This window comes from Amycolatopsis solani, from assembly GCF_033441515.1.
Classification (GTDB): Bacteria; Actinomycetota; Actinomycetes; order Mycobacteriales; family Pseudonocardiaceae; genus Amycolatopsis; species Amycolatopsis solani.
The window spans coordinates 3719187-3742545 of the sequence record NZ_JAWQJT010000001.1; the positions used below are offsets into that span (position 1 = coordinate 3719187).

20 protein-coding genes and 1 pseudogene are annotated in these 23359 nt (G+C 71.9%); 7 read left to right on the forward strand and 14 right to left on the reverse strand.

Translation table 11 applies throughout. The features are described from left to right. Position 1: 1 nt before the first annotated feature. From SD460_RS17745 to SD460_RS17785, 9 genes are all read right to left on the reverse strand, one after another. Positions 2–1693, reverse strand: a complete 1692-nt coding sequence (locus SD460_RS17745; RefSeq protein WP_290059829.1) for a flavin monoamine oxidase family protein — start codon at positions 1691–1693, stop codon at positions 2–4. Further along, complete coding sequence (locus tag SD460_RS17750; protein ID WP_290059827.1) at positions 1690–2430, reverse strand: carbon-nitrogen hydrolase family protein; 741 nt, start codon at positions 2428–2430, stop codon at positions 1690–1692. Before SD460_RS17750 ends, SD460_RS17745 begins: the two co-directional genes overlap by 4 nt. Further along, on the reverse strand, positions 2427–3818 hold the full coding sequence (locus tag SD460_RS17755) for an amino acid permease (RefSeq protein ID WP_290059825.1): 1392 nt from the start codon (positions 3816–3818) through the stop codon (positions 2427–2429). The genes SD460_RS17750 and SD460_RS17755 overlap by 4 nt, the downstream gene beginning before the upstream one ends. A gap of 74 nt (positions 3819–3892) precedes the next feature. Continuing rightward, positions 3893–5212 (reverse strand): sensor histidine kinase, encoded by a 1320-nt coding sequence (locus SD460_RS17760; protein WP_318306392.1) that lies wholly within the window; start codon positions 5210–5212, stop codon positions 3893–3895. A 2-nt stretch (positions 5213–5214) separates the two neighbouring features. Continuing rightward, positions 5215–5925 carry a response regulator transcription factor gene (locus SD460_RS17765; RefSeq protein WP_290059821.1) on the reverse strand — a complete coding sequence of 237 codons (711 nt, stop codon included), beginning with the start codon at positions 5923–5925 and terminating at the stop codon, positions 5215–5217. A gap of 47 nt (positions 5926–5972) precedes the next feature. After that, entirely contained in the window at positions 5973–6644 is a 672-nt protein-coding gene (locus tag SD460_RS17770) for an IclR family transcriptional regulator (protein ID WP_290059819.1), read from the reverse strand. 166 nt (positions 6645–6810) lie between these two features. Further along, positions 6811–7623 (reverse strand): sugar phosphate isomerase/epimerase family protein, encoded by an 813-nt coding sequence (locus SD460_RS17775; protein ID WP_290059818.1) that lies wholly within the window; start codon positions 7621–7623, stop codon positions 6811–6813. After that, complete coding sequence (locus SD460_RS17780; protein WP_290059816.1) at positions 7623–8756, reverse strand: DUF993 family protein; 1134 nt, start codon at positions 8754–8756, stop codon at positions 7623–7625. The genes SD460_RS17775 and SD460_RS17780 overlap by 1 nt, the downstream gene beginning before the upstream one ends. Before the next feature lie 83 nt (positions 8757–8839). Beyond that, entirely contained in the window at positions 8840–9880 is a 1041-nt protein-coding gene (locus SD460_RS17785) for a LacI family DNA-binding transcriptional regulator (RefSeq protein WP_318306393.1), read from the reverse strand. Positions 9881–10097: 217 nt separating this feature from the next. Here SD460_RS17785 and SD460_RS17790 point away from each other — a divergent pair, with 217 nt between their 5' ends. The 4 genes from SD460_RS17790 to SD460_RS17805 all read left to right on the forward strand — a co-directional run bounded on the left by SD460_RS17790 (position 10098) and on the right by SD460_RS17805 (position 14912). After that, complete coding sequence (locus SD460_RS17790) at positions 10098–10502, forward strand: nitroreductase family deazaflavin-dependent oxidoreductase (protein WP_290059812.1); 405 nt, start codon at positions 10098–10100, stop codon at positions 10500–10502. Between the two features lie 77 nt (positions 10503–10579). After that, a complete protein-coding gene (locus SD460_RS17795; protein WP_290059810.1) occupies positions 10580–11344 on the forward strand; it encodes a lysophospholipid acyltransferase family protein in 765 nt (254 codons plus the stop codon). A 49-nt stretch (positions 11345–11393) separates the two neighbouring features. Beyond that, positions 11394–12785, forward strand: coding sequence for a dihydrolipoyl dehydrogenase (gene lpdA / locus SD460_RS17800; RefSeq protein WP_290059809.1), 1392 nt, complete (start codon positions 11394–11396; stop codon positions 12783–12785). Between the two features lie 222 nt (positions 12786–13007). Beyond that, a complete protein-coding gene (locus tag SD460_RS17805) occupies positions 13008–14912 on the forward strand; it encodes a S8 family serine peptidase (protein ID WP_290059808.1) in 1905 nt (634 codons plus the stop codon). A 45-nt stretch (positions 14913–14957) separates the two neighbouring features. Here SD460_RS17805 and SD460_RS17810 read toward each other — a convergent pair whose 3' ends face one another. After that, entirely contained in the window at positions 14958–15587 is a 630-nt protein-coding gene (locus SD460_RS17810) for a class I SAM-dependent methyltransferase (protein WP_290060476.1), read from the reverse strand. Between the two features lie 21 nt (positions 15588–15608). Here SD460_RS17810 and SD460_RS17815 point away from each other — a divergent pair, with 21 nt between their 5' ends. Next, a complete protein-coding gene (locus tag SD460_RS17815) occupies positions 15609–16343 on the forward strand; it encodes an SDR family oxidoreductase (RefSeq protein WP_290060477.1) in 735 nt (244 codons plus the stop codon). 120 nt (positions 16344–16463) lie between these two features. Further along, a complete protein-coding gene (locus SD460_RS17820; protein ID WP_318306394.1) occupies positions 16464–19421 on the forward strand; it encodes an NACHT domain-containing protein in 2958 nt (985 codons plus the stop codon). Here SD460_RS17820 and SD460_RS17825 read toward each other — a convergent pair. Beyond that, positions 19418–20437, reverse strand: coding sequence for an SDR family oxidoreductase (locus SD460_RS17825; RefSeq protein ID WP_290060479.1), 1020 nt, complete (start codon positions 20435–20437; stop codon positions 19418–19420). The genes SD460_RS17820 and SD460_RS17825 overlap by 4 nt on opposite strands. A 71-nt stretch (positions 20438–20508) precedes the next feature. Between SD460_RS17825 and SD460_RS17830 the strand changes: the two genes are divergently transcribed. Further along, positions 20509–21387, forward strand: coding sequence for a LysR family transcriptional regulator (locus tag SD460_RS17830; protein WP_290060480.1), 879 nt, complete (start codon positions 20509–20511; stop codon positions 21385–21387). A gap of 104 nt (positions 21388–21491) precedes the next feature. On the opposite strand, the gene SD460_RS17835 is transcribed toward SD460_RS17830, so the two are convergent. The 3 genes and pseudogenes from SD460_RS17835 to SD460_RS17840 all read right to left on the reverse strand — a co-directional run bounded on the left by SD460_RS17835 (position 21492) and on the right by SD460_RS17840 (position 23321). Continuing rightward, on the reverse strand, positions 21492–21635 hold the full coding sequence (locus SD460_RS17835) for a hypothetical protein (RefSeq protein WP_290060481.1): 144 nt from the start codon (positions 21633–21635) through the stop codon (positions 21492–21494). Positions 21636–21756: 121 nt separating this feature from the next. Continuing rightward, positions 21757–21972: pseudogene (locus tag SD460_RS46975) on the reverse strand (hypothetical protein); the annotation flags it as partial. Then, complete coding sequence (locus SD460_RS17840; RefSeq protein WP_318306395.1) at positions 21873–23321, reverse strand: peptide ABC transporter substrate-binding protein; 1449 nt, start codon at positions 23319–23321, stop codon at positions 21873–21875. The gene SD460_RS17840 and the pseudogene SD460_RS46975, both read right to left, overlap by 100 nt. Between the last annotated feature and the right edge of the window lie 38 nt (positions 23322–23359).

Genomic DNA, 23359 nt, shown 5'->3' on the forward strand with positions numbered 1-23359 from the left:
CTCAGTCCGGGAGCGTGATCGGGGCGAGGTCGGCGAAGACGTCTCCCGGGCCGGGGTTCGCCGGATCGGTGGTGCCGCCGAAGTGGTTGAGCACGCCCCACACCGCGTTGAGCGCCGTCTGCACCGCGCCTTCGGCCCAGCCCGCCGTCCACGAGACGTCGTCGCCCGCCAGGAACAGGCCGCGGTAGCGCGGCTCCAGCTGCTCCTGCACGAAGTGCGTGAACAGCCGGTGCTGGTAGCGGTAGTGCCCCGGCAGGTTGGCCTTGAACGCGCCCATGAAGTGGGGTTCCGCTTCCCACGACACGGTCACCGGGTCGCCGATGATGTGCCGCCGGACGTCGACGCCCGGGTAGATCTCGCGCAGCGACTGCAGCATCACCTCGACGCGCTCGGACACCGGGAGCGGCAGCCATTTCAGGGAGTCGTCGGCCCACGTGTACGACAGGCAGATGACCGCCGGCGCCGCCGGGTCGTCGCCGAGCAGGTAGGTGCCGCGCGGCATCCGGTCGGTGAGCGTCATGCTCATCGCGTCGCGGCCGGTCACCGGGTCGCGGTCCAGCCAGAACGGCCGGTCGACCGGCACGAACACCTTCGACGACGCCATGTAGTGCGTGCGCTCGATCGCCGTCCAGTGGTCGATCGGGAACAGCTCGGCGTCGCATTCGATCTGGGACAGCAGCATCCAGCTCTGCGCGGTGAACACCGCCGCGGGGAACGTGCGGATGTGGCCCTCGGTGTCGGTCACCGTGATGTTGTTCGGCGCGGTCCGGTGCAGCCGCGCGACGCCGGGTTGCGGGCGGCCGCCGTGCAGCGAGCTGAGACTCGTGCCGGACGGCCAGAAAGCGATCTCTTCCGGCTGGTGCTCCCACAGCCGCAACGGCAGCTGCCGGCTGCCGCCGACGATGCTGCGGTGCTCGTCGTCGGCTCCGGTGTAGACCACGCGCAGGATTTCCAGGATGGAGTTGGGGAAGTCGGTGTCCCAGCCACCGGTGCCGAAGCCGACCTGGCCGAAGATCTCGCGGTGGCGGAAGGAGGCGAACGCGGGCGAGTCGCACAGGAAGCCGTAGAACGTCTGGTTGTCCAGCCGCGGCACGAGTTCGTTCCACAGCCGCTTGATCGTCTTTGCGTCCCGGTCGCGGATCGCCGTCTGCATCTCGGCGAAGGACGCGTGGTCGGCGAGCGTCCGGTCCCAGGCGGCGGCGACTTCGCCGTAGACGGCGGGCAGGTCCGCGGGCGTCCGCGCGTAGTGGCTCTGTCCTTTCAGGTCGACGACGGTGCTCGGCGTCCCGGGCGCGAGCGGGTTGGGGAACGGCGTCGTCTCGAGCCCGACCTTGTCGATGTAGTGGTACAGCGCGGTCGACGCGGGTGGGAAGCGCATCGCGCCCATCTCCGCGACGACGTCGTCCGGGCAGCCGGGGAAGCGCACGGTCCGCAACCGCCCGCCGAGCTCGGCGATTTCGTAGACGACCGGCCGCAAGCCCAGCTTCATCAGCTCGTACGCGGTGACGATGCCGGACAGGCCGCCGCCGATCACCGCGACCTCGGTGCCGTGCCGCTCCGCCGGGACCGAGCCCAGCCCGGCCGGGTGGGCGAGGTGGTCGTCGTAGGCGAACGGGAAGTCGGGGCCGAACATCGTGATCGGGCGGCCGGGCGGTTCTTCGTGGTGGATCGCGGTCGGGACGGCGGAGGTCATGCGGTGGTTCCCCGGTACAGTTCGGGCCGTCGGTCGGCCAGGTGGGTGTTCTCCAGGCGGGACGCGGCCAGCGCTTCCCGCGTGACGTCGGCGTGCACGAGCTCCGGCCCGGATCCGGCGCGCGCCAGTACTTCCCCGGTCGGGGCGACCACACAGGAGCGGCCGCAGTAGGTCAGCTCCCGCTCGGTGTCGCAGCGGTTCGCGTAGGCGACGAACAGCTGGCTTTCGTAGGCCCGCGCGGGCACGAGCGTGTCGGCGACCAGCTCGTACGGGCTCATCAGCGCGGTCGGCACGACCAGCAGTTCGGTGCCGGCGAGCGCGTGCGCCCGCACCAGCTCGGGGAATTCGATGTCGTAGCAGATCAGCAGTCCGATCCGGACGCCCGCGACGTCGGCCTGCACGACCGGCTCGTCGCCCGGGGTGAACCACGCCTTGTCGAGGTCGCCGAACAGGTGCGTCTTGCGGTAGTTCGTCCGTCGTCCGGCCGGATCGATGAGCTGGACGCTGTTGTAGACGTGCTTGCCGTCGGTTTCCGGGTAGCCGTATGCGAGCGCGGTCCCGGTTTCCCTGGCCACCGCGGCCATCCTGGCCGCGGTGGGTCCGTCGGCGGGTTCGGCGAGTTCGTGCGTGCGCGCGCCGATGTGGTAGCCCGTCGTGCTCATCTCCGCGGTGACGAGGAGGTCGGCGTCGACGCGGGGCAGGGCTTCGAACGGCCCCTGGTGGATCGCGACCCTCATGCCAGCCTCGACTTCCGGATCCCGTAACCGAAGTAGAGCACGAGACCGAGCGCCATCCAGCCGCCGAAGACGACCCAGGTGGCGCCGTCGAGGCTGAGCATCATGTACGCGCAGCACAGCACGCCCAGCACCGGCGTCACCGGCGAGAACGGCACGCGGAACGAGCGCGGCCGGTCGGGCTGGCGGCGGCGCAGCAGCAGGACGGCGACGTTCACCAGCCCGAACGCGAACAGCGTGCCGATGCTGGTCGCGTCGGCCAGCTTGCCCAGCGGGATGAACGCGGCCAGCACGGCGACGAAGCCGGAGACCACCAGGGTGTTCACCCGCGGCGAGCCGCTCTTGGCGTCTACTTTGGACAGGACGCCCGGCACCAGGCCGTCGCGGGACATCGCGAACAGGATGCGCGTCTGTCCGTAGAGGACGGTCAGCACCACGCTGGAGATGGCCACGATCGCGCCGACGGCCAGCAGCGCGGCCCAGAGCGGGTTGTCCGACACGACGCCGAGGACGTGCGACAGCGCGGCTTCCTGGCCGTCGAACTGCTGCCACGGCAGCGCGCCGACCGCGGCCACGGCGACCAGGCAGTACAGGACGGTGACGATGGCGAGCGACAGCAGGATCGCCCGTGGGAGGTCGCGCTGCGGGTTCTTCGCCTCCTCACCGGCCGTCGAGGCGGCGTCGAACCCGATGTAGGAGAAGAAGAGCTTGGCGCCGCCGGCGCTCAGCCCGGCCAGCCCGAGCGGCAGGAACGGCGTGAAGTTCGCGGCCCGCACCGCGCTGAACGCGATCGCGCAGAACAGCACCAGCGTGCCGATCTTGACCGCGACCATGATCGTGTTGGCCCGCGCGCTCTCTTTGGCGCCGGACAGCAGCAGGACCATCGCGAGCAGCACCACGACGATGGCGGGCACGTTGACGATCCCGCCCGAGCCCGGCGGCTGGCTCAGCGCGTCCGGGATGGCGAAGCCGAACGTCAGCCGCAGCAGCTCGTTAAGGTACTGCCCCCAGCCGACGGCGACCGAGGCCACCGAAACTCCGTATTCGAGGATCAGGCACCAGCCGCAGACCCAGGCGACGAGCTCGCCGAGGGTGGCGTAGGCGTAGGAATACGACGAACCCGACAGCGGGATCATGCCGGCGAGCTCGGCGTAGGAGAGCGCGGAGAACAGCGCGGTGATCCCGGCGAGCACGAACGAGAGCACCACCGCCGGCCCGGCCACCGGGACGGCTTCGCCGAGCACGACGAAGATCCCGCTGCCCAGCGTCGCCCCGATGCTGAGCATGGTGAGCTGGCCGAGGCCGAGCGATCGCTTCAACGTGCCATGATCACCTTCGGCGACGAGGTCGGCGACCGGTTTCCGCCGCACCGTCGCGGCTCGCAGAGTCATGCCGACGACCGTATCTGCCGTCTTCAGCCCGCAAAACAGGGGAACATTGCGCGTACAGATGAATCACAGGTGATTCATTGCACAGCAGGCGCGGATCGTGGCGATTCGTTCTGCTCGGCCGCGGGCAGGAGCAGGGTGAACGTCGGCGGCGCGGGCCGGCTCAACCGGAGCCGGCCGCCTTCGGCCTCGGCGAGGCTGCGCGCCAGCCGCAGGCCGATCCCGTGGTCGCTCGGCGCGGTCGCGAACGGATCGGTTTCGCCCAGGTCCGGGCCCTCGTCGGCGACGTCGATGGCCAGCGCGTCACCGGCGTCGCGGGCCACCACGGTGACCGTGCCGCGCCCGTGCGTCGCCGCGTTGTCCAGCAGGACGCCGAGCACCTGGCGGACCGCCGCGGCCGCCACCCGGGCGGGCGGCGGTTCGTGGCGGGTGATCCGCAGCGCTCGCCCGTGCGGGGCGAGCAGACCCTCGCCGGCCTGGCGGATTTCGTCGAGGAGTGCGTCGAGGTCGAGCTCCGCGCGCGGGGCCCGGCGTTCGCGGCCCAGCGCCAGGAGGTCCTCGATGGTGCGTTCCAGCCGGTCGGTCGAGGCGATCCCGGCGCGGATCGCGTCGTACGGATCCGCCGACGGGGTCTCCAGCGCGGCTTCGAGCTGCAGGCGCAGCCCAGTCAGCGGGTTGCGCAGCTGGTGCGACGCCTCCGCGGAGAAAGCGCGCTCCCGCTCCAGCGTCTCGCCGATGCGGGCCGCCGTGGCGTCCAGCGCTTCGCCGACCTGGTCGATTTCGGCGATGCCGGGGCGGGGCGAGCGAGCGGTGAAGTCGCCGTCGCCGAGCCGTCCGGCGGCCGCGGCGAGCTCCTCCAGCGGCCGCACCAGCCGGGTCGTGAACCGCCGGGCCAGCAGCCAGCTCACCCCGATCGCCGCGACCGCGAGCCCGGCCATGCCGAGCCAGGTCAGCACCACCCGCCAGCGCAGTTCCGCCATCGGCAGCGCGGCGCGGACCACACCGGTCACGCGGGAGCCGCTGAGCACCGGGACCGCCAGCACGACTTCGTCGCCTTCCTGGTCGATGACGACGTCGACGGCGGCGCTCGCCGCCCGGTGCTCGATCGGGCCGCCGACGGCGGGACCGTGCCCGGCGAGCAGCCGCGCGTCCGGGCCGTAGACCCCGACTTCGCCGCCGATCTCGTCGTCGTCCTCGTCGAACGGCGGGACGATCGGCGTCCGGCCGGCGCTCAGGTCTTCCGAGACGGCGAGCGCGGCGGCGTCCGCGGCCCGCTCCAGGTCGGCCTTGGTGTCGTCGCGGTAGTACTGCATCACCGCGATGCCGAGCGGCAGCGCGAACAGAGCGGTCGCGACCAGCGCGGCGAGCACGGTCAGCGAGATGATCCGGCGGCGCACGGCTAGCCTTCGGCCGCGGACCGGGCTGGGTCCTCCAGGCGGTAGCCGTGCCCGCGCAGGGTGGCGATCCGGGGCACCTCCGCGTCCGGCCCGGCGACCGACGCGAGCTTGCGGCGCACGGCCGCGATGTGCACGTCGAGGGTCTTGGTCGAGCCGTACCAGTGCGCGTCCCAGACCTCGGCCATCAGCGTCTCGCGGCTGACCGCGATGCCGGGCTGCTCGGCCAGCCGCGCGAGCAGGTCGAACTCCTTCGCGCGCAGCACGACTTCGCGGCCGTGCAGGGTGGCGCGGCGGCCGGCGATGTCGACGGTCAGCTCGCCGACGGTCACCGGCGGCCGGGCCCCGGTGGGCGCGCCGCGGCGCAGGTGCGCGCGCACCCTGGCCAGCAGCTCGCCCAGCCGGATGGGCTTGGTGAGGTAGTCGTCGGCACCGGCGTCGAGGCCGACGACGACGTCCATTTCCTCCTGCCGGGCGGTGAGGATGACCAGCACGGCGGCGGGCAGCGAGCTCCGCAGCCGTCGGCAGACCTCGACGCCGTCCAGGTCGGGCAGGCCGAGGTCGAGCAGGACGAGGTCGAAGTCGCCGGCTTCCGCGGCCTGCTGGGCGGTCCGCCCGTCACGCCGCCAGCACACCTGGTAACCGTGCAGGCGCAGGGTCGATTCGAGCACGCTGCCGATCGCCGCGTCGTCTTCCACCACCAGCAGGTTCGGCATGCCGGGAAGCCTAACCAACGGCTCGCCGGATTCCGGCCGAGTGTGGCCTATTCCGTCCGGGTGCCGAGGCCGATCTGCGATATCCGCCGCGAACCACCGGCGGCGGCTTCGGTAACCGCAGCGACTTCGGCGGGCCCGAACCGGCCGCTGGGACCGGTGACGGCCAGCGCGGCGAGCACCCGCCCGTCCCCGTCGTGCACCGGCACGGCGACGCTGGACGCCCCGGCTTCCGGCTCCCCGTGGCTGACGGCGGCCCCCTCGGCGCCGTCGAGCACCCGCCCGGCGGCCCCGAACCCGAGCGGCAGCTCGTCCCCGACCCGCCCGACGTGCCGGATGGCGAGCGGCCCCTCCTGCTGGGCCACGCAGACCACCACGGAGGTGCTGCGGACGTAGAGGTTGACGGTCTCCCGGCATTCGAGCGCGAGGTCCCGCAACACTTGGCGCACCGGCTCGGGCAGCTGCCAGGCGGTGTTCGCCAGCTGCGCCCACCGCAGCATCCCGGGCCCGACGGTGATTCGCCCGTCGGGCCGCGTCCAGAGCAGCCCGCGCTGTTCACAGGTGGCGACGAGCCGCAGCACGGTGGTCTTCGCGAGGCCGCTGGCCGCGGTGAGGTCCTTGACCGCCCAGGTCCGGCGGTGTTCGGTGAAGAGGGCGAGCAGGTCGAAGGCCCGCAGCACACTCCGGACGGCGCCCTCGTCGCCGTGGTGGTCCATCGTCATCGCGCGACCTCCCCAAGTCCGCTGGACGGACCAAGCGTACCGCGGTATGGACCGCCCTGGGTTTGCGTCGCTCGGATGTCGCAGCGGCCCGGTGCCGTGAATGACTCATTCATGTCGTCGGATGACGTGAATGACTCATTCCTGTCGTTTGGCGGGCGGGGCGGGGTCAGGCCACGTGGTGCTCGAACGCCGTGATCGTCTCCGCCAGGACCTCCGAGCCCGGGCGGGACCACAGCTCCGCGTTGAACACCTCGACCTCGATCGGTCCCGCGTACCCCGCCGCCTCGACGTGCGCGCGCAGGTGGCGGTGGTCGATCGGGCCGTGGCCCGGCAGGGCGCGGCCCAGCAGCGGGTCGGGCAACGGCACCAGCACGTCGCACACGTGGAAGCCGGCGATCCGTCCCGCCGCCGCGGCGATCGACTCCTCGATGCGCGGGTCCCACCAGACGTGGAACTCGTCCACGATCACGCCGACCTGCTCGGCTGGGTGCTCGGCCGCGATCGCCAGTGCCTGGTCCACAGTGGACAGCACCGACCGGTCCGCGCACTGCATCGGGTGCAGTGGCTCCAGGCCGAGCCGCACCCCGCGCTCGCCGGCGTACGGCGCCAGCTCGCCGACCGCGTCCGCGACGCGCTGGCGGGAGCCCGCCAGGTCGTGGCCCGCGATCCCGCCGACCACCAGCACGAGGACACCGGCGCCGAGCGCGGCCGCTTCGTCGATCGCCTCGCGGGTTTGCGCCACACCGTCCACAGGAGACCCGTCGGGGGTCACGCCGGTGAAGAACCCGCCGCGGCACAACGACGAAACCCGCACCCCGTGCTCCTCGAGCAGCCGCGCGGCTTCGCCGACGCCGGTTTCCGCGACCTTGTCCCGCCACAGCCCGATCCACCCGACGCCCGCCGCCGCGCAGCCCGCCACCGCTTCAGGCAGCGACCAGGATTTGGTGGTGATCTGGTTGAGGCTGAGCCGCTCGTCCATCACGCCACTCCGGCGGCCAGCAGCAGCGGCCGCATCCGGGCGGCGGCCAGGTCGGGGTCGGCCAGCGCGCCCGCCTCGTCGGCGAGCCGCAGCAGGGTCGCCAGGTGCGTGATCGTGCGCGCCGATTCCTGGCCGGCGAGCATCCGGAAGTGCCGTTGGTGGCCGTTCAAGTACGCCAGGAAGACGACGCCGGTCTTGTAGTGCCGGGTCGGCGCGCGGAAGATCTCGCGGGACAGCGGCACGGTCGGGTCGAGCCGCGCGTGGAAGCCGGCGGGGTCGCCGTCGTCCAAACTACGCAGGGCCGCCGCGGCCACCGGGGCGATCGCGTCGAAGATGCCGAGCAGGGCCTCGCTGTGGCCGTGGTCGTCGCCCGCGATGAGCTCGGGGTAGTTGAAGTCGTCGCCGGTGTAGCAGGCGACGCCGGCCGGCAGCGCGCGCCGGAATTCGGTCTCCACGGCGGCGTCCAGCACCGAGACCTTCACCCCGGCGATCGTGCCCGCGTGCTCGGTGCAGAGCGCTGCCAGCTCGCGGGCGGCCGCGCGCACGTCGTCGTGGCCCCAGTAACCGGCGAGCGCCGGGTCGAACTGCTCGCCCAGCCAGTGCAGCAGCACCGGGCCGCCCGCCTCGGACAGCAGTTTTCCGTACGCCGCGCGGTAGTCGTCCGGTCCGGTGGCCGCGGCGGCGAGCGCCCGGCTGGCCATCACCACCGGGATCGCACCCGCGCCGCCGACCAGGTCCAGCTGCTCGCGCCAGGCGTCCACAATGGACGCGATGGTCGCCGGTCCCGGTGGCAGCTGGTCGGTGCCGACGCCGGCGCACCACCGCCGTCCGGCCGCGGCCGCGCCGGTGCGCGTCACGAGCTCTCGGGTGGCCGGCCAATCGAGACCCATGCCGCGTTGCGCGGTGTCCATCGCCTCCGCGACGCCGAGGCCGCACGACCAGAGGTGCTCGCGGAAGGCGAGCGTCGTGTCCCAGTCGATGGTGTCCGGCTTGTCGGCCAGCGCGTCCGCCACCACGTGCGCGGCGGCGTAGACGATCCGCGACGACGGCGGTGTCCCCGGCGGCCCGGGGAGCGGCGGCCCCGACGGCGTCCAGTCCAGCAATCCGCCGCCGGGCACCGGGAGCACGAGCATCGGAGACCTCCGGAGACAGTCAGAAAGCGCTTTCCCAAAACCACGGTAGGGCCTGTGCCGAAGCACGACAAGGCCCGACCGGGTCAGCGCTTGGGGCGTCCGGTGCTTTCGCGCAGCACGACTTCGCCGGAGAGCCGGACCGTCCGCGGCCGGGTGCCCGCGGAGCCCTTGATCGCCAGGTCCATCGCCCGCTCACCGAGCTCCTCCAGCGGCAGCCGCACGGTGGTCAGCGCCGGGGCGAGGTCGCGCACGACCGGGATGTCGTCGAAGCCGGCCACCGAGATGTCGCCCGGCACCGAGAGGCCTTCCTCGCGCAACGCCGTCAGCGCGCCGATCGCCATCACATCGGTGACGGCGAAAACGCACGTCGGCAGCCTGCGCTTGCGGCCGGCGAGCAGCTGCTTCGTCGCCTCGTAGCCGCCGTCGCGGGTGAACGCGCCCTCGATGACGTCGTCCTCGCGCAAGGTGATGCCGTGGGCGGCGAGCGCGTCGGTGAACCCGGCCAGCCGGTCGATGACGGTGCTCAGCCGCCGCGGGCCGGCGAGCACCGCGAACCGCTTGTGGCCGAGGCCGACCAGCGCGTCGGCCAGCGCCGCCGCGCCGCCCTTGTTGTCCGGCTGCACGGTGTCGATCTTGAGCCCGCGGTGGCGGCTGACCGCCGCGACCTGCCCGCCGCCGCGGCGGTACGGCTCCAGTTCGGCGGCCATCGCGCGTTCCCACGTCCGGTCTTCGAACGCCGAGCCGATCAGCAGGATCGCCGCGGCCCGCTGCGCGCGCAGCGTCGAGACGTAGGCGACCTCCCGGTCGGGGTCGCGAAACGTGCCGGCCAGCATCACGAGCAGCCCGTTGTCGGTCGCCACCCGCATCACCCCGCCGGCGATCGCGGCGAAGTACGGGTCGCTGACGTCGTGGCAGATCACGCCGACCGTGCGGTGCGTGCCGCCCGCGAGGGCCTGCGCGTGCGCGTTCGGGGCGTAGGCCAGCTCGGCCGCGGCGGCGGACACCCGCTCCCGCAGGTCGGCGCGGACGGACGCGGTGCCGTTGAGCACCCGCGACGCCGTCGCGAGCGAGACGTTCGCGCTGCGTGCCACGTCTTCGAGTGTCACGTGCGGCCGGGCCTTCATGGCTGGCTCCTCCAAGATCGGTTTCGGGGGTCTCCGCGTGCTCGGTCGGTGCAATCTACTGGGAGGAGGGTGTCTCCGGAGAAGCCGCTGCTCGGGGGACCTGACCCGTTCGAGTGAAACCGTCGGGAAGATCGGCCGCGGTGCGTGTGTTGCAAACAAGGAGAACCTTCAAGTAGTGAGTACGCCACTGCTTGATCGACCGCGAAAGGAACCACGCATGCTGTTCGGTGACGAGCACGTCCGCCGCTACGAGGAGACCGACGGCGAGGTCGGGCACGAGTGGAAGGAAGGCGTCCCGACGCTGGTGCTGACCACCAAGGGCCGCAAGACCGGCCAGGAGCGCAAGTTCGCCCTGATCTACCAGGAAGTCGACGGCAACCCGGTGATCGTGGCTTCCAAGGGCGGCGCGCCGAACCACCCCGGCTGGTACTTCAACCTCGTCGAGACCCCCGAGGTCGGCGTCCAGGTGAAGGCGGACAAGTTCACCGCCCGCGCCCGCACGGCCGAGGGCGAGGAGCGCGCGAAGCTGTGGGAGAAGCTCGCCGCCGTCTGGCCGGACTACAACGACTACGCCAAGAAGACCGACCGCGAGATCCCCGTGGTGGTCCTCGAACGCCAGTGAAAATCGAAGTGTGATCTGCGCCGCGTTCGGCGCGCGGCGGGGCCGAACCGGGCGGTCTTCGGCTACGAATGACGTTCATGACCGACCGCTGGACCGCCCTGGACCACGAGGGTGAGCTGCTCACCCGACGCCAGATGATCGCCTACGGCCGGCGCTTCGCCCGCGCCGGCCGTGGCGCCTGGTACAGCTTCGCGATCGAGGTGGTCTGGCAGTTCCTCGCGCAGACCACCCGGTTCCGCGTGCGCGGCTCCCGCCACATCCCGAAGGCCGGCGGGGTGCTGGTCGCGTCGAACCACCTCTCGTTCGCCGACCCGACGACGCTCACCGCGTTCTGCCTCGCCGCCGGCCGCGTACCGCGCTACCTGGCCAAGGCCTCGCTGTGGAACCTGCCGGTGGTCGGCCGCGTGATGCGCTCGGGCCGCCACATCCCGGTCTACCGCGGCGCGGCGACGGCCGCGGAGGCCTACCGCGACCTGGTGGCCTCGGTGCGGGCGGGCGAATGCGTCGCGGTCTTCCCGGAAGGCACGTTTTCGAAGGACCCCGGCGGCTGGCCGATGCGCGGCAAGACCGGCCTGGTCCGCGCCGCGCTGGAAACCGGCGCGCCGGTGATCCCGGTGGCCAACTGGGGCACCCACCACCTGCTGCCGTCGACGGCGTGGTTTCCCCGCGTGTTCCCGCGCAAGACCGTCGAGCTGGTCGCCGGCCCGCCGGTCGACCTGTCCGACCTGCGTGACCGCCCGCTCACCCGCGAGGTGCTGGAGGAAGCGACGGCGCGCATCATGGGCGAGGTGACGACGTTGCTGGAGTCGATCCGCGGCGAGCGGCGGCCCCTCGCGGCCTGAGTTCCGCGTCACCCCGCTTGCGTCTGCCCATCGGGGTAGTTTCTGGGGTATGAGTGCACAACACTTTGATGTCGTGGTCCTGGGGGCGGGCGTCGGCGGTTACGTGGCGGGGATCCGCGCGTCGCAGCTGGGGTTGAGCGTTGCGGTGGTCGAGGAGAAGTACTGGGGCGGGGTCTGCCTGAACGTCGGGTGCATCCCGTCGAAGGCGCTGCTGCGCAACGCCGAGCTGGCGCACGTCGTGACGCAGGAGGCGAAGGCGTTCGGCATTTCGTCCGACAGCCCGATCCGGGTCGACTACACGGCTGCTTACGAGCGGAGCCGGAAGGTCGCCGACGGGCGCGTCAAGGGCGTGCACTTCCTGATGAAGAAGAACAAGATCACCGAGTTCGACGGGCACGGGACGTTCGTCGACGATCACACGCTCGAGGTGAACGGGTCGCAGATCACCTTCGGGCACTGCATCATCGCCACCGGGGCGACCACGCGGTTGCTGCCAGGGACTTCCCGTAGTTCCCGGGTGGTCACGTACGAAGAGCAGATCCTGTCGAGTGAGCTGCCGTCGAGCATCGTGATCGCCGGGGCGGGCGCGATCGGCGTCGAGTTCGCTTACGTGCTGCACAACTACGGCGTCGATGTGACGATCGTGGAGTTCCTGGATCGGATGGTGCCGTTGGAGGATGCCGAGGTTTCGGCTGAACTGGCGCGGCGGTACCGGAAGCTCGGGATCAAGGTGCTGACCTCGACTCGGGTGGAGTCGATCGACGACTCGGGTTCTTCGGTTCGGGTGACTGTGTCGTCCGAAAAGGACGGTGAGCAGGTGCTCACCGCGGACAAGGTGCTGCAGGCGATCGGGTTCCAGCCGCGGGTCGAGGGGTACGGGCTGGAGAAGACCGGTGTCGCGCTCACCGAGCGCGGCGCGATCGCGATCGACGGCCGCGGGCGCACGAACGTCCCGCACATCTTCGCGATCGGCGACGTGACGGCGAAGCTGATGCTGGCGCACGCTTCCGAGTCGATGGGGATTGTGGCGGCGGAGACGATCGCCGGTGCCGAGACGATGGAACTCGACTTCCCGATGATCCCGCGGGCCACCTACTGCCAGCCGCAGATCGCCAGCTTCGGGTGGACCGAGGAGCAGGCCCGGGAGAAGGGCTTCGACGTCCGGGTCGCGAAGTTCCCCTTCACGGCCAACGGGAAGGCCCAGGGGCTGGGCGACGCGGGCGGGTTCGTGAAGCTGATCAGCGACGGCACGCACGGCGAGCTGATCGGTGGGCACCTGATCGGGCCGGACGTCACGGAGCTGCTGCCCGAGCTGACTTTGGCGCAGCAATGGGATCTGACGGTGCACGAGGTGGCCCGGAACGTGCACGCGCACCCGACGCTGGGTGAAGCGGTGAAGGAAGCCGTGCACGGGCTCGCCGGGCACATGATCAACATGTAAGTGGTCGTGAGTGTTTAGTCGGGTTCTAACCCGACTAAACACTCACGACAACGTGACCACCTCATGAAGTCCGGGTGCGCTTCCCCGTGCGCCGCGCCTGGTCGTTCCAGGATGTGGACGGTGGCGCGATCCAGACTTTGGTCGGTGGTTCCCTGCCCGGTCACTCCTTAGATTCTCCCCATTACACCCGGTCGAGTGACCGAGGATCACAGGGAGACATCGATGGTGAGATTCAGCCGGGTTGCCGCGCACGCGGTTCCGCTGACGGTCGGCGCGTTGCTGCTGACCACGGGCGTCTCCGCGGCGCAGCCGTCCACGGTGGACGCGGCCGCCGCGCGCACCGAGGCCGGCATCAGCGCCCTGCAGAGCATCAAGAAGAGCCTGAGCCCGGCCGAACGCAAGCAATCGAGCCAGCTGGTCGTCGAGAAGCGGTTGCGGGCCGACCGGTCGCTCGCCGCGAAGCTGCCCGACTACCGCTCCGGGGTGGGCGTCAGCGGCGCCGGCACCGTCGCGGTCGACATCGCCGCGTCCGGCAAGGCCGTCGCCAACGCCGTTCGGGCGGCGGGTGGCACTGTCCGCTACACCGCGCCGGACGGGGCCGTCCGCGCCGACCTGCCGCTGTCCGCTGTGGACGCGATCGCCGGCCGCGCCGACGTCGCCGAAGTGAAGCCCGCCGCGCAGGCCACCACCTGGAGTGAGCCGGGCAACCGGGATCTGCGGCAGGCCGTTGCCGCGCAGGCCGCCGCCGCGACGCAGGTGTCCGAAGGGGACAAAGCGCACGGTGCCGATGCTGCCCGCACCACCTACGGCGTCAGTGGCTCCGGCATCAAGGTGTGCGTGCTCTCGGACGGCGTCGACTCGCTCGCGAAGTCGCAGAGCGCCGGCGAACTGCCCGCCGTGGACGTCCTCTCCGGCCAGAAGGGCAGCGGCGACGAGGGCACCGCGATGCTCGAGATCATCCACGACCTCGCGCCCAACGCGGCCCTCGGCTTCGCCACCGCGTTCACCAGCGAGGCCAGCTTCGCCGCGAACATCCGCGCGCTGCGCACCACCGGCAAGTGCCAGATCATCGTCGACGACGTCTCCTACTTCGACGAGTCGCCGTTCCAGGACACGCAGGTCGCGCAGGCGGTCAACGACGTGACCGCGGCCGGCGTCCTGTACTTCTCCTCGGCCGGCAACTCGGGCAACGCGACCGACGGCACCAGCGGGTACTACGAGGGCGACTTCCGCGCGTCTTCGACGAAGATCAGCGGCGTCACCGGGACCCCGCACGACTTCGACCCGAGCAGCACCACGCAGAACTTCGACGCACTTTCGGCCGGCTCGCTCGGCAAGCCGGTGACGCTGTTCTGGTCCGACCCGTGGGGCAAGTCCGCCAACGACTACGACCTGTTCATCCTGAACTCCTCGGGCAGCGTCGTGGCCTCCAGCGAGAACGGCCAGTCCGGCTCGCAGAACCCGTACGAGATCGCTTCGGTGCCGACCACCGGTTCCGGCTACAAGGTCGCGGTCGTCAAGTACAGCGGGGCCGACCGGTTCATCGCGCTGAACGTCATCCGCGGCCGGTTCGTGGCTTCGGGCTCGCTGAAGGCCTTCAGCACCAACGGGGTCACGAACGGCCACTCGGCGGCGGCGAACGCGTTCAGCGTCGCGGCGGCGCCGGCGGGCCCGGCGTTCGGCCGTCCGCTGGAGACCGGTGACCCGGCGAACCCGGCGGGCCCGTACCCCGGTCTGTTCAGCGCGTCGAGCAAGTGGGAGCGCTTCTCCTCCGACGGCAAGCGCAAGCTCTTCTACAACGCCGACGGCACGGCGATCACCCCGGGCAACGTCTCCTCGACCGGCGGCACGACCCGGAACAAGCCGGACATCACGGCGGCGGACGGCGTGGCGACCTCGGTGACCGGCTTCCAGCCGTTCTTCGGGACGTCGGCGGCGGCCCCGCACGCGGCGGCGATCGCGGCCCTGCTGCTCTCGGGCAAGCCGACCGCGACCCCGGCGCAGATCCGCTCGGCGCTGGTGTCCTCGGCGATCGACCTGGGCGCGTCCGGCTTCGACACGGTGACCGGCTCCGGCGTGATCATGGCCGGCCCGGCGCTGGCCGCGCTGGGCGTCCAGCCGAAGTAGGCAACTCCCGCGAAGAGGGCCCGGCACGCGCCGGGCCCTCTTTCGTCATTTCGCGGTGCTCAGCAGGTGGAAGCCGAGGCCGCCGTGGGTGAACCGCTCGTGCTTGCGCAAGCTCAGCCCCGCCGCGGCCAGCGCGGTTTCGATCTCGGCGACCGGCCGGATGCGGAAGCCGTTGTCGGTCAGCATCCGCGACCGCGCCATCAGGTCCGGGTCGCCGATGCCGAGCACGAACCGCCCGCCGGGGGTGAGCACCCGCGCGACCTCGGCGAGCGCGGCGTCCAGGTCCGCGACGAAGTAGATCGTGTTCGTCGACACGATCGCGTCGACCGAAGCGTCCCCGAGGGGCAGCGCTGTCATCGAGCCCTCGTCGAGCACGAGCCGCCCGGCCGCGATCTCGTCGCGGAAGGTTCCCCGGGCCCGGTCGAGCATCGTCGCCGAGATGTCCACCCCGTGCACGCGGGCGGCGGACGGCAGCAGCAGGCCGAGGCCGAGGCCGCCGCCGAACCCGATGTCCAGTGCCGTTTCGCCGCCGGTCAGCTCGAGCGCGGCGACCGCTTTCACCACGGCCTCGCGGTTCCGGCGGTTGAGCATCGCGCCGACGACCCGGCCCCGCAGGCCGCTAGGGTGGCCGAGCTGCCGGGCGAGCCCGGCTCGGAAATTCTCGCGAAGTCCCATACGAGCAGTTTAGGAGGCGGGATGGCGAAGACGGCGGTGGTCACCGGGGCCGGATCGGGGATCGGGCGGGCGGTGGCGCGGGCCCTGCTCGAGGACGGCTGGTCCGTCGCGCTGGCCGGGCGCCGGGCCGCCGCCCTCGAGGAAACCGCCGAGGGCTTCGAGGGCGCGCTCGTCGTCCCCACCGACGTCGCCGACGAGCAGTCGGTCGATGCGCTCTTCGCGGCCGTCCGCGAGGCGTGGGGACGGCTCGACCTGCTCGTCAACAACGCCGGCATCGGCGCGGCCGGGACGATCGCCGACCTGTCCGTCGCGGACTGGAAGCGGACCGTGGACGTCAACCTGACCGGCATGTTCCTCTGCGCCCGCGAAGCCGTGCGGCTGATGAAGGACCAGGACCCCCGCGGCGGCCGGATCGTCAACAACGGCTCGATCTCCGCCCACGCGCCGCGGCCCGCGAGCGTCGCCTACACGGCCACCAAGCACGCGGTCACCGGGCTCACCCGGTCGATTTCGCTGGACGGCCGCGCCTGGAACGTCGCCTGCGGCCAGATCGACATCGGCAACGCGGCGACGGAGATGACCGAACGCATGGCGGCGGGCATTCCCCAGGCGGACGGCCGGATCCTCGCGGAGCCGACGTTCGACGTCCGGCACGTCGCCGACGCGGTGCGGTACATGGCGGGGCTGCCGCTGGACGCGAACGTCCAGTTCCTCACCGTCACGGCGACGACGATGCCGTTCATCGGCCGCGGCTAGGGCTCCTGCGTTCAGGTGAAGTAGCACCCCGGGGGTCGACGGCCCGCACCCCGCTTGGTACACCGGAAATCCGTCGACCAGGGGTTCGCCGTGCCCGCTCAATGGACCTATGCCGCCGCGGTGGCCGCGACTTTCGCGCTCGCCGGTTTTCTGGCCAAGCAATTCCTCGGCGAAGGCGCGAAACACCTCGGACAGCGTTTCTGGCCCGCCGTGTTCCGCAGCCGGCGCCGGACGCTGACCAGGCGCGAACTGCGGCGGTACACCGCCGGCGTGAAGAAGACCTGCGACAGCCACGCGCTCGGCTTCCTGGCGACCAGCAAGGTCACGGTCAGCGAGGTCTACGTCCCGCTCCAGAGCGAGGTGGACGGCCGCCGCGAAGACATCTACGGGAGCATCCGGCACCGGACCCGGACGGTCGTCCTCGGCCCGGCGGGCGCGGGAAAGTCGATGCTGCTGAAGTACTCCATGGTGAAGTGGGCCGACCGGCCCGCCGACTTCGCGCGCGTCCCCGTGTTCGTCGAACTGTTCCGCCGCAACCGCGGCGCGGACAGCCCGCGGGACCTCGTCGCGGGCGCGCTCGGCCGGTGCGGGGTGAAGAAACCGGAGCGGTTCCTGGATCGCGCGCTGGCGGACGGCCTGCTGAGCGTGTTCTTCGACGGCCTCGACGAAATCGTGACCGACCGCCGGGCCGAAGTCACGCAAGAACTCAAGGAGTTCGCCGAGAAGTGGCCCGGCTGCCAGATCGTCGTCACCTGCCGGGAGGCGGTTTACGATTACGAACTGCGACCGGATTTCGACCACGAGGTCCGGGTGGCCGGTTTCGACGACGCCGCCATCCGCCGGTTCCTGAGGCTGTGGTTCACCTCGAAACGGGCCGAGCGCGACGCGCGGTACGAGGTCGAGCGGATGATGGCCGGGTTGCGGGCGAGCCCGCCCGTCCTGCTGCTGGCCCGGACCCCGCTGCTGCTCACGATGATCGCCTCGCTGCACGACGCGGATCCCGGGGTCGGGCCGGTGCTGCCGGGCTCGCGCGCCGAGTTCTACGAAATGGCCGTGCAGCACCTGCTGCGCCGGGACTCCGAGCTGGGACGCACGCGCGGCCTGGCCACCTACAAGGCCGGCCACAAGGCGATGGCCCTGCGGTCCATCGCGCTCCAGGCCCAGGGCGCCATGGCGCCGGGCACCGATCGCCGGACCGTGTCGGAAGCCGAGTTGCTCGCGAACATCACCCGGGTGCTCGCCCGGTTCAACCTGGACGCGGCGCACGCCGCCGCGTTGCTCGAGGAGATCGTCGACCGCAGCGGTCTGCTGGTGCGCGTGGACGAAGGGAACCTGCTCTACGAATTCCCGCACCTGACGCTCCAGGAGTACCTGGCCGCGATGGAACTCGCGGACAGCCCCGAGCGGCTGCTGGCGCTGTACGAGGAGAACCCCGGCCGCTGGCGCGAGACGGTCAAGCTCTGGTGCGGTGGCGCCCACCGCGACTGCACGCCGGTCGTGGCGAAGATCTTCGACGGCGACGAACGCGGCAAGCTCCTGGCCCTCGAATGCCTGGCCGAGGCGCGGCAGATCGACGAGGCACTGGCCGAGTCGGTGCTCCGGCACTTCGAGACGGCGCTTCGCGGCGCCGCCACCGGCGACACCCCCGGCACGGTCGCGCTGGGAGCGGTCGCGGCCGACCCGGGACCGCGCGGGAAGGCGCTGCTCAGGCGCCTGACCCAGGCCGCGCTGCAGCGGCAGGGGTTCGCGATCCACGCGCTGGCCGCGACGCGGCTGCGGGGGGCGGTCGAGACGCTGAGCGATCTGGCGACGTGGGTCCCCGCCGCGCGAGTGGCCCTGCGGGCGACCGGGGAGCTCGCGATCCCGGTGCTCGCCGAACGCGCGAAAACGGGATCGCTCGAAGCCGTCGACGACATCGCCGCGATCGGGACGGCCTCGGCCGGCCTGGCACTGGCCGGGCTGCTGTGGGACGAAAGCGATGTCGCCGTGCGGGCCGCGTGGCGCCTGGCCGTGCTGGTGCGCAGCCCGGACGTCGAGGACGAACTGCTTCGCGCCGAGGCCGGGAACCCGGCGAGCCGGCGGCACGACTGGCTGTGGGTGCCGTTCGCCCCCGGCCGCGCCGGGCGGCTCACCGAGGTCATGGGCCGGGTCGGCTACCTGATCGACGATCGGCTCGCGACGAGGATGCCGGACGACGGCGCCGGGGTCGACCCGCGGCTCGCCATGCCGATCGGGGTGCTGGGCGCGTCCCGGCAGTACGACCGGACGAAGCTGACGAGGCTCGATCTCGACCTCGAGCGCGCCGCCCGGTCGCTCGGCATCCCGGTCCGGGAGTACCTGCGGAACGACGATCTGCTGGTGGCGATCCACCGGGCGGACCCCGCGCGGTCGCGCCGGCTCGCGCAGCTCCTCTTCGCACGGGCCGGCGTGGGCATCGGCTACCGGAACCTGCTCGACACGCTGCCCGCCGCCGTCCTGGTGCGGCTGGTGGTCAGGCTGTCCGCGCCCGGGTTCCGCGCCGACGAAACCCAGTGGCAGACCTTCGACCACGACCCGAAGGCACCGGTCGTCCTCCGGCCGGTGGCGCTCTTCGCCATGGTGGCCTCGCTGCTGGGGCCGTACCTGCTGGGCGCCGTGCGGGCGACGGGAAGCGCGACCGGCTGGTGGCCGTGGACGGCGCCGTGGATCGGGTGGGCCACGTCGGTCGCGGCCCTGGGGTTCCTGCTCTTCCTCCTCGTCAGCTTCTCGACCACCACGTTCCGCTGGCTCGCCGCGACGGTCGCGGAACTCCTGCCGGCGCTGGACGTCCAGCGGGTGGCCCTCGCCTGGGGCGGTTTCTTCCTCGTCCTTTCGCTGCCCGGTGTGGTGGCGTACGCGGTGACGTCGCTCCTGGACTGGATCGGGCCGACGGCGCTGGTGCCGGGAGCGCTCGTCGTGGCCGCGCTGACGATCTTCCTCGGGCGGCTCCTCGACCGCCGGGTGCGTGAGATCGCCAATCCGTTCCGCGACTTGCGCAGCTTCGACGAAAGCGTGCTCCGCGCCCGGTCGACGGTCATCGCCGGCCGGGAAGCGCGCTAGGGGATCACGCGCGCCTTCCGGAATTCGTCGAAGAGCCGGTAGAACATCTGCTCCGTCTCCACGTACTCGTGGAACCCCGCCCGGCGCGACTTCGACGTGTCCGCGAACACGTCGTAGTCCCAGCCGAACACGAAGTCGGCGAACGCCCACGATGAAGAAACGTCCGCGTAGGACGCCGACAACCCGTGGCGGGCGGCCATCGACGTCCACAGTGGAGCTTTGTCCGCCATGACGTCCACCAGGGACATCCGCAGTGGTGGCGCGACTTCCAGGTCGAAGTACGCCGCCAGTTTCGGCCACAGTTCGCGCCAGCGGAACAGGTCGCCGTTCGCGATGTTGAACGCGCCCTGGCGGCCCGTCGCCCAGACCGTCGCCGAGGCGAGGAGACCCGCGTCCGTCATCTCCAGGAGGCTGTCGTACGCGCCGGGCTTGCCGGGGAACCGCAGGGGCACGCCCAGTTCCTTCGAGATGGACGCGTACACCGCGATCACCAGCGCGAGGTTCATCGGGTTGCCCAGTGCCGTGCCGCCGACCACCGAGGGGCGGATCGCCGACCACGTCCACGATCCCGCGCGCCGCTCGAGGAACTGCTGCTGGTCGACGTTAAACTCCGGCGGCAGGTGTCCCGCGTCGGTCTCGCGCGCCGGGGTTTTGAACGGGCCGAGGTGGGCGCCGTAGACCTTGTAGCCCTGCATCATGCTGACGTGCTCGAGGCCGGGCGCGGCCGCAACCGCTGCGTCGACGAAGTTGGTCAGCATCGCCAGGTTCGGCGGGACCAGCTCGGCCCACGTCGGTTTGTCCTGGTAGGCGGCGTAGAACAGGTGCGTCGTGCCGTCCAGTCCGCTCAGTTTCGCCCGCGTGTCGGCGGCGTCGAGGAGGTCGACGGCTATCGAGCCTGGGCCGCCCCGGCGGGAGAGGCCGGTGACGTCCCAGCCGCCGTCGGCTCGCAGGTGCTCGACGAGGTTCCGGCCGATGATCCCGTTGGCCCCGGCGACGAGTGCTGTCTTGCGCTTCATGACTCTCAGCCTGGTCAGCCTGTTGTGATAAGTCCAAGGCTTACTTGTCACCAAGTCGATAAGCTCAGTTCATGACAAGCCTGCGGCAGCTGGAGTACCTGGTCACGGTGGTCGACACCGGCTCGTTCACCCGCGCCGCCGAGCAACTGCACGTGACACAGCCGGCGTTGTCGCACCAGATGCGGGCCCTGGAACGCGGCCTCGGCGGGCCGCTGCTCGAACGACTGCCGCGGGCCGTCCGGCTCACGCCGATGGGCCGCGCGATGCTCCCGCACGCGCGGGCGGCGCTGGCCGACGCCGAGCGCGCGCGGTGCGCGGCCCGGCTCGCCTCCGGGACGACGGCGGGCGAGCTGCAGGTCGCGACGGTGTACTCGGTGAGCCTCGGCGTGCTGCCGCCCGCGCTGCGCGTGTGGCGGCGCGACCGGCCCGAGGTCGACGTCCGGCTGATCGAGTTCCGGCACGCCGACGAGCTGCGCGAAGCGATGGCGGCGGGCGAGGCCGACGTGGCGCTCGGCCCGCGGCCGGGCGACTGGACCGGGCCGGTGCGGGAGCTGGGCGTCGAGGAGTTCGTCGTGGTACTGCCCGCCGACGGCGCTTCGGAGGACGACGAGACGGGCGTGGTCGACCTGGCGACGCTGGCGGACTGCGCGTGGGTGCACTACGCGCCGGGCAACGGCCTGGCGGAGCTGGTCGACGCGACCTGCGCGGCAGCGGGTTTCCGCCCCCGCGCGGCGGTCCGCACCGAGCAGACGGCGGCGGCCCCGATCCTGGCCGCAGCCGGCCTCGGCCCGGCGTTGGTCCCGGCGAACGTCCTGCCCGCCCGTTTCGACGGCCGGGTGCTGCGCCCGAGCGTGCCGGTCCAGCGGCCGCTGGTCGCGTACACACGCGCGGCCCCGGACCCGCTGACCAGCGCGTTCATCGAAACCCTGGCCGAGCACGCGACGGTCTAGTCCCGGTGCCAGTGGTCGTGAGTGTTTAGGACGGTTAGAACCGTCCTAAACACTCACGACCAGCCGGCCACCCACTTGCGCTACGAGGCCACTTCGATACGGGCCTAGAGGCGGGTGCGCCACGGGTGGTCCGGGGGCAGGGCGGTCGCGAGCCAGCGTCGCTGGGTGGCGTCGAGCACCGGCAGCGCCGCGGTGAAGTCCTGCTCGTCCTTCGGGCGGGTGCCGCGGGACTTGGCGTACAGCTGCACTTCCGGGGCCAGATAGGGGATTCCGGCCGGGCGGGTCGGCCGCCCACCACTCCCACGACGGCAGCGCCGCCTGCACCGCCGCCTGGTCGCGCCGGAGGACCAGGACGTCGACGTCGGCGTGCGCGCGGAACGCCTGTCCCACGGCGAATTCGATCGCGTAGCCGCCCGCGATCCACCACGGCGTGGTGACTTCGGCGAACAACGCCGCCACCTCCGCCGGGGTGGCCGGGTCCCAGGTCACGAGACCGCGATTCCGGCCAGCACCGGGCCGGTGAACGGCGTCGTCGTCACGTCGCGGACGCGCGGCGACCAGACCGCGTGGCCGTGGCCCGACCACAGCGGGGCCACCGGCAGGTCGCGCAGCAGCTGGTTCTCCGCCAGCCGGTACAGCTCGCCCGCCTCCTCCGGGGTCGCCGCGGCGTCGGCCAGTGCCAGGTTCTGCATGAAGACCTCGTCGGTGTACCCCGACTCCGAAGCCAGCAGGGACAACAGCTCGTACGGGCTCGCCGTCGCCGGCTTGACGTCCACCGTGGACGGTCCGTCGAGCGGGCCCGCGTTCGGGGACGCCTGTGCCGTCACGGAAACGTCCAATGCTTTGTGGAGCCCGACGACCAGCGTGCGCGTCCACGCCTCCGCGCCGGGTCCGAAGTAGACGGTCGCGCCGCCCGGGAAGGCCGCCTGCTTCAGCAGGGCCTTGCCCGCCGCCGCGTCGAAGCTGCAGGGGCGGCACGTGCCGGAGCGCTCGCCGGGGGCGTCCGCCGGCGGCAGCAGGGCCTTGGCCGGGTCGACCTGGTGCGCGAGCGGGCCCGCTTCCAGCGCCGCGCGGTCCACACCGAGTGCGAAGCCGTGGCGGACCGTCGCGTCGGAGAACTTCGGGTTCGTCACCGGGAACGCCAGGTAACCCGCCTGCGGCAGCGCCCACGTCGCGTGGCTGCCGTCGCCGAAGTCGGCGTGCATGGCTTCGTGCTTCTCGCCGGGGACCTCGGTCGCGAGGTCGAGGGTGCCCGCCTTGACCGCGTCGTACTGGGCTCCGGGCTCGCCCACGCGCAGCTCGATCTCCTCGGCCTTCCCGGCTCCGACGCGCTTGAGCGTGCCGCCCGAGCCCGGGTGCCAGCCGCCGTCCAGGCGGTACGGGCCGTTGCCGACCGGGGCCTTGGCGAAGGCGTTCCAGTCGCGGGACGTCAGCACCGACGCCGGCAGCGGCACCAGGCCCGGTGCCGAGAGCAGGGCGGGGACCTGGCCGGACGGGCGGTCGAGCGTCAGCGCGATGGTGTCCGGGGCCGGCGCCGTGATCTCGCGGGCGCGCAGGAGCTTCGTGAACACCGGCGAGGACACCCAGCGCGCCGCGGCGATGGCCCGCCAGGTGTCCACATAGGACTGGGCGGTCACCGGGGTGCCGTCGTGGAAGGTCGCGGGCCGCAGCTTGACCGTCCAGTGCACGCGGTCGGTGCTCTCGATCGACTCGGCCGCGCGCGGGGTGACCTTGCCGGACGCCGCGTCGTAGTCGGCGAGCGGGGTCCACAGCGCGCCGGTCACCAGCCGGCCAGCCTGGTCGGCGAGGTCCGCCGGCAGCAGCGTCGCGGGCTCCCGGATGCCGACGGACAGCACGCCGGGCCGGGCCGGGTCGGCGCCGGAACAGCCCGTGACGGCGAGGACGAGGACGGCGAGCAGGACGAGCAAGCGCATGCGCCAGTCCTACCAGTCAAGAGCCAACAAAAGACGGT

Excerpts from the sequence above, each read along its gene's own strand:
- SD460_RS17745 (WP_290059829.1), bottom strand. The coding sequence starts at position 1,693 with ATGACCTCCGCCGTCCCGACCGCGATCCACCACGAAGAACCGCCCGGC.
- SD460_RS17750 (WP_290059827.1), bottom strand. The coding sequence starts at position 2,430 with ATGAGGGTCGCGATCCACCAGGGGCCGTTCGAAGCCCTGCCCCGCGTC.
- SD460_RS17755 (WP_290059825.1), bottom strand. The coding sequence starts at position 3,818 with ATGACTCTGCGAGCCGCGACGGTGCGGCGGAAACCGGTCGCCGACCTC.
- SD460_RS17765 (WP_290059821.1), bottom strand. The coding sequence starts at position 5,925 with ATGCCGAACCTGCTGGTGGTGGAAGACGACGCGGCGATCGGCAGCGTG.
- SD460_RS17770 (WP_290059819.1), bottom strand. The coding sequence starts at position 6,644 with ATGACGATGGACCACCACGGCGACGAGGGCGCCGTCCGGAGTGTGCTG.
- SD460_RS17775 (WP_290059818.1), bottom strand. The coding sequence starts at position 7,623 with ATGGACGAGCGGCTCAGCCTCAACCAGATCACCACCAAATCCTGGTCG.
- SD460_RS17780 (WP_290059816.1), bottom strand. The coding sequence starts at position 8,756 with ATGCTCGTGCTCCCGGTGCCCGGCGGCGGATTGCTGGACTGGACGCCG.
- SD460_RS17785 (WP_318306393.1), bottom strand. The coding sequence starts at position 9,880 with ATGAAGGCCCGGCCGCACGTGACACTCGAAGACGTGGCACGCAGCGCG.
- SD460_RS17790 (WP_290059812.1), top strand. The coding sequence starts at position 10,098 with ATGCTGTTCGGTGACGAGCACGTCCGCCGCTACGAGGAGACCGACGGC.
- SD460_RS17795 (WP_290059810.1), top strand. The coding sequence starts at position 10,580 with ATGACCGACCGCTGGACCGCCCTGGACCACGAGGGTGAGCTGCTCACC.
- lpdA (WP_290059809.1), top strand. The coding sequence starts at position 11,394 with ATGAGTGCACAACACTTTGATGTCGTGGTCCTGGGGGCGGGCGTCGGC.
- SD460_RS17805 (WP_290059808.1), top strand. The coding sequence starts at position 13,008 with ATGGTGAGATTCAGCCGGGTTGCCGCGCACGCGGTTCCGCTGACGGTC.
- SD460_RS17810 (WP_290060476.1), bottom strand. The coding sequence starts at position 15,587 with ATGGGACTTCGCGAGAATTTCCGAGCCGGGCTCGCCCGGCAGCTCGGC.
- SD460_RS17815 (WP_290060477.1), top strand. The coding sequence starts at position 15,609 with ATGGCGAAGACGGCGGTGGTCACCGGGGCCGGATCGGGGATCGGGCGG.
- SD460_RS17825 (WP_290060479.1), bottom strand. The coding sequence starts at position 20,437 with ATGAAGCGCAAGACAGCACTCGTCGCCGGGGCCAACGGGATCATCGGC.
- SD460_RS17830 (WP_290060480.1), top strand. The coding sequence starts at position 20,509 with ATGACAAGCCTGCGGCAGCTGGAGTACCTGGTCACGGTGGTCGACACC.
- SD460_RS17840 (WP_318306395.1), bottom strand. The coding sequence starts at position 23,321 with ATGCGCTTGCTCGTCCTGCTCGCCGTCCTCGTCCTCGCCGTCACGGGC.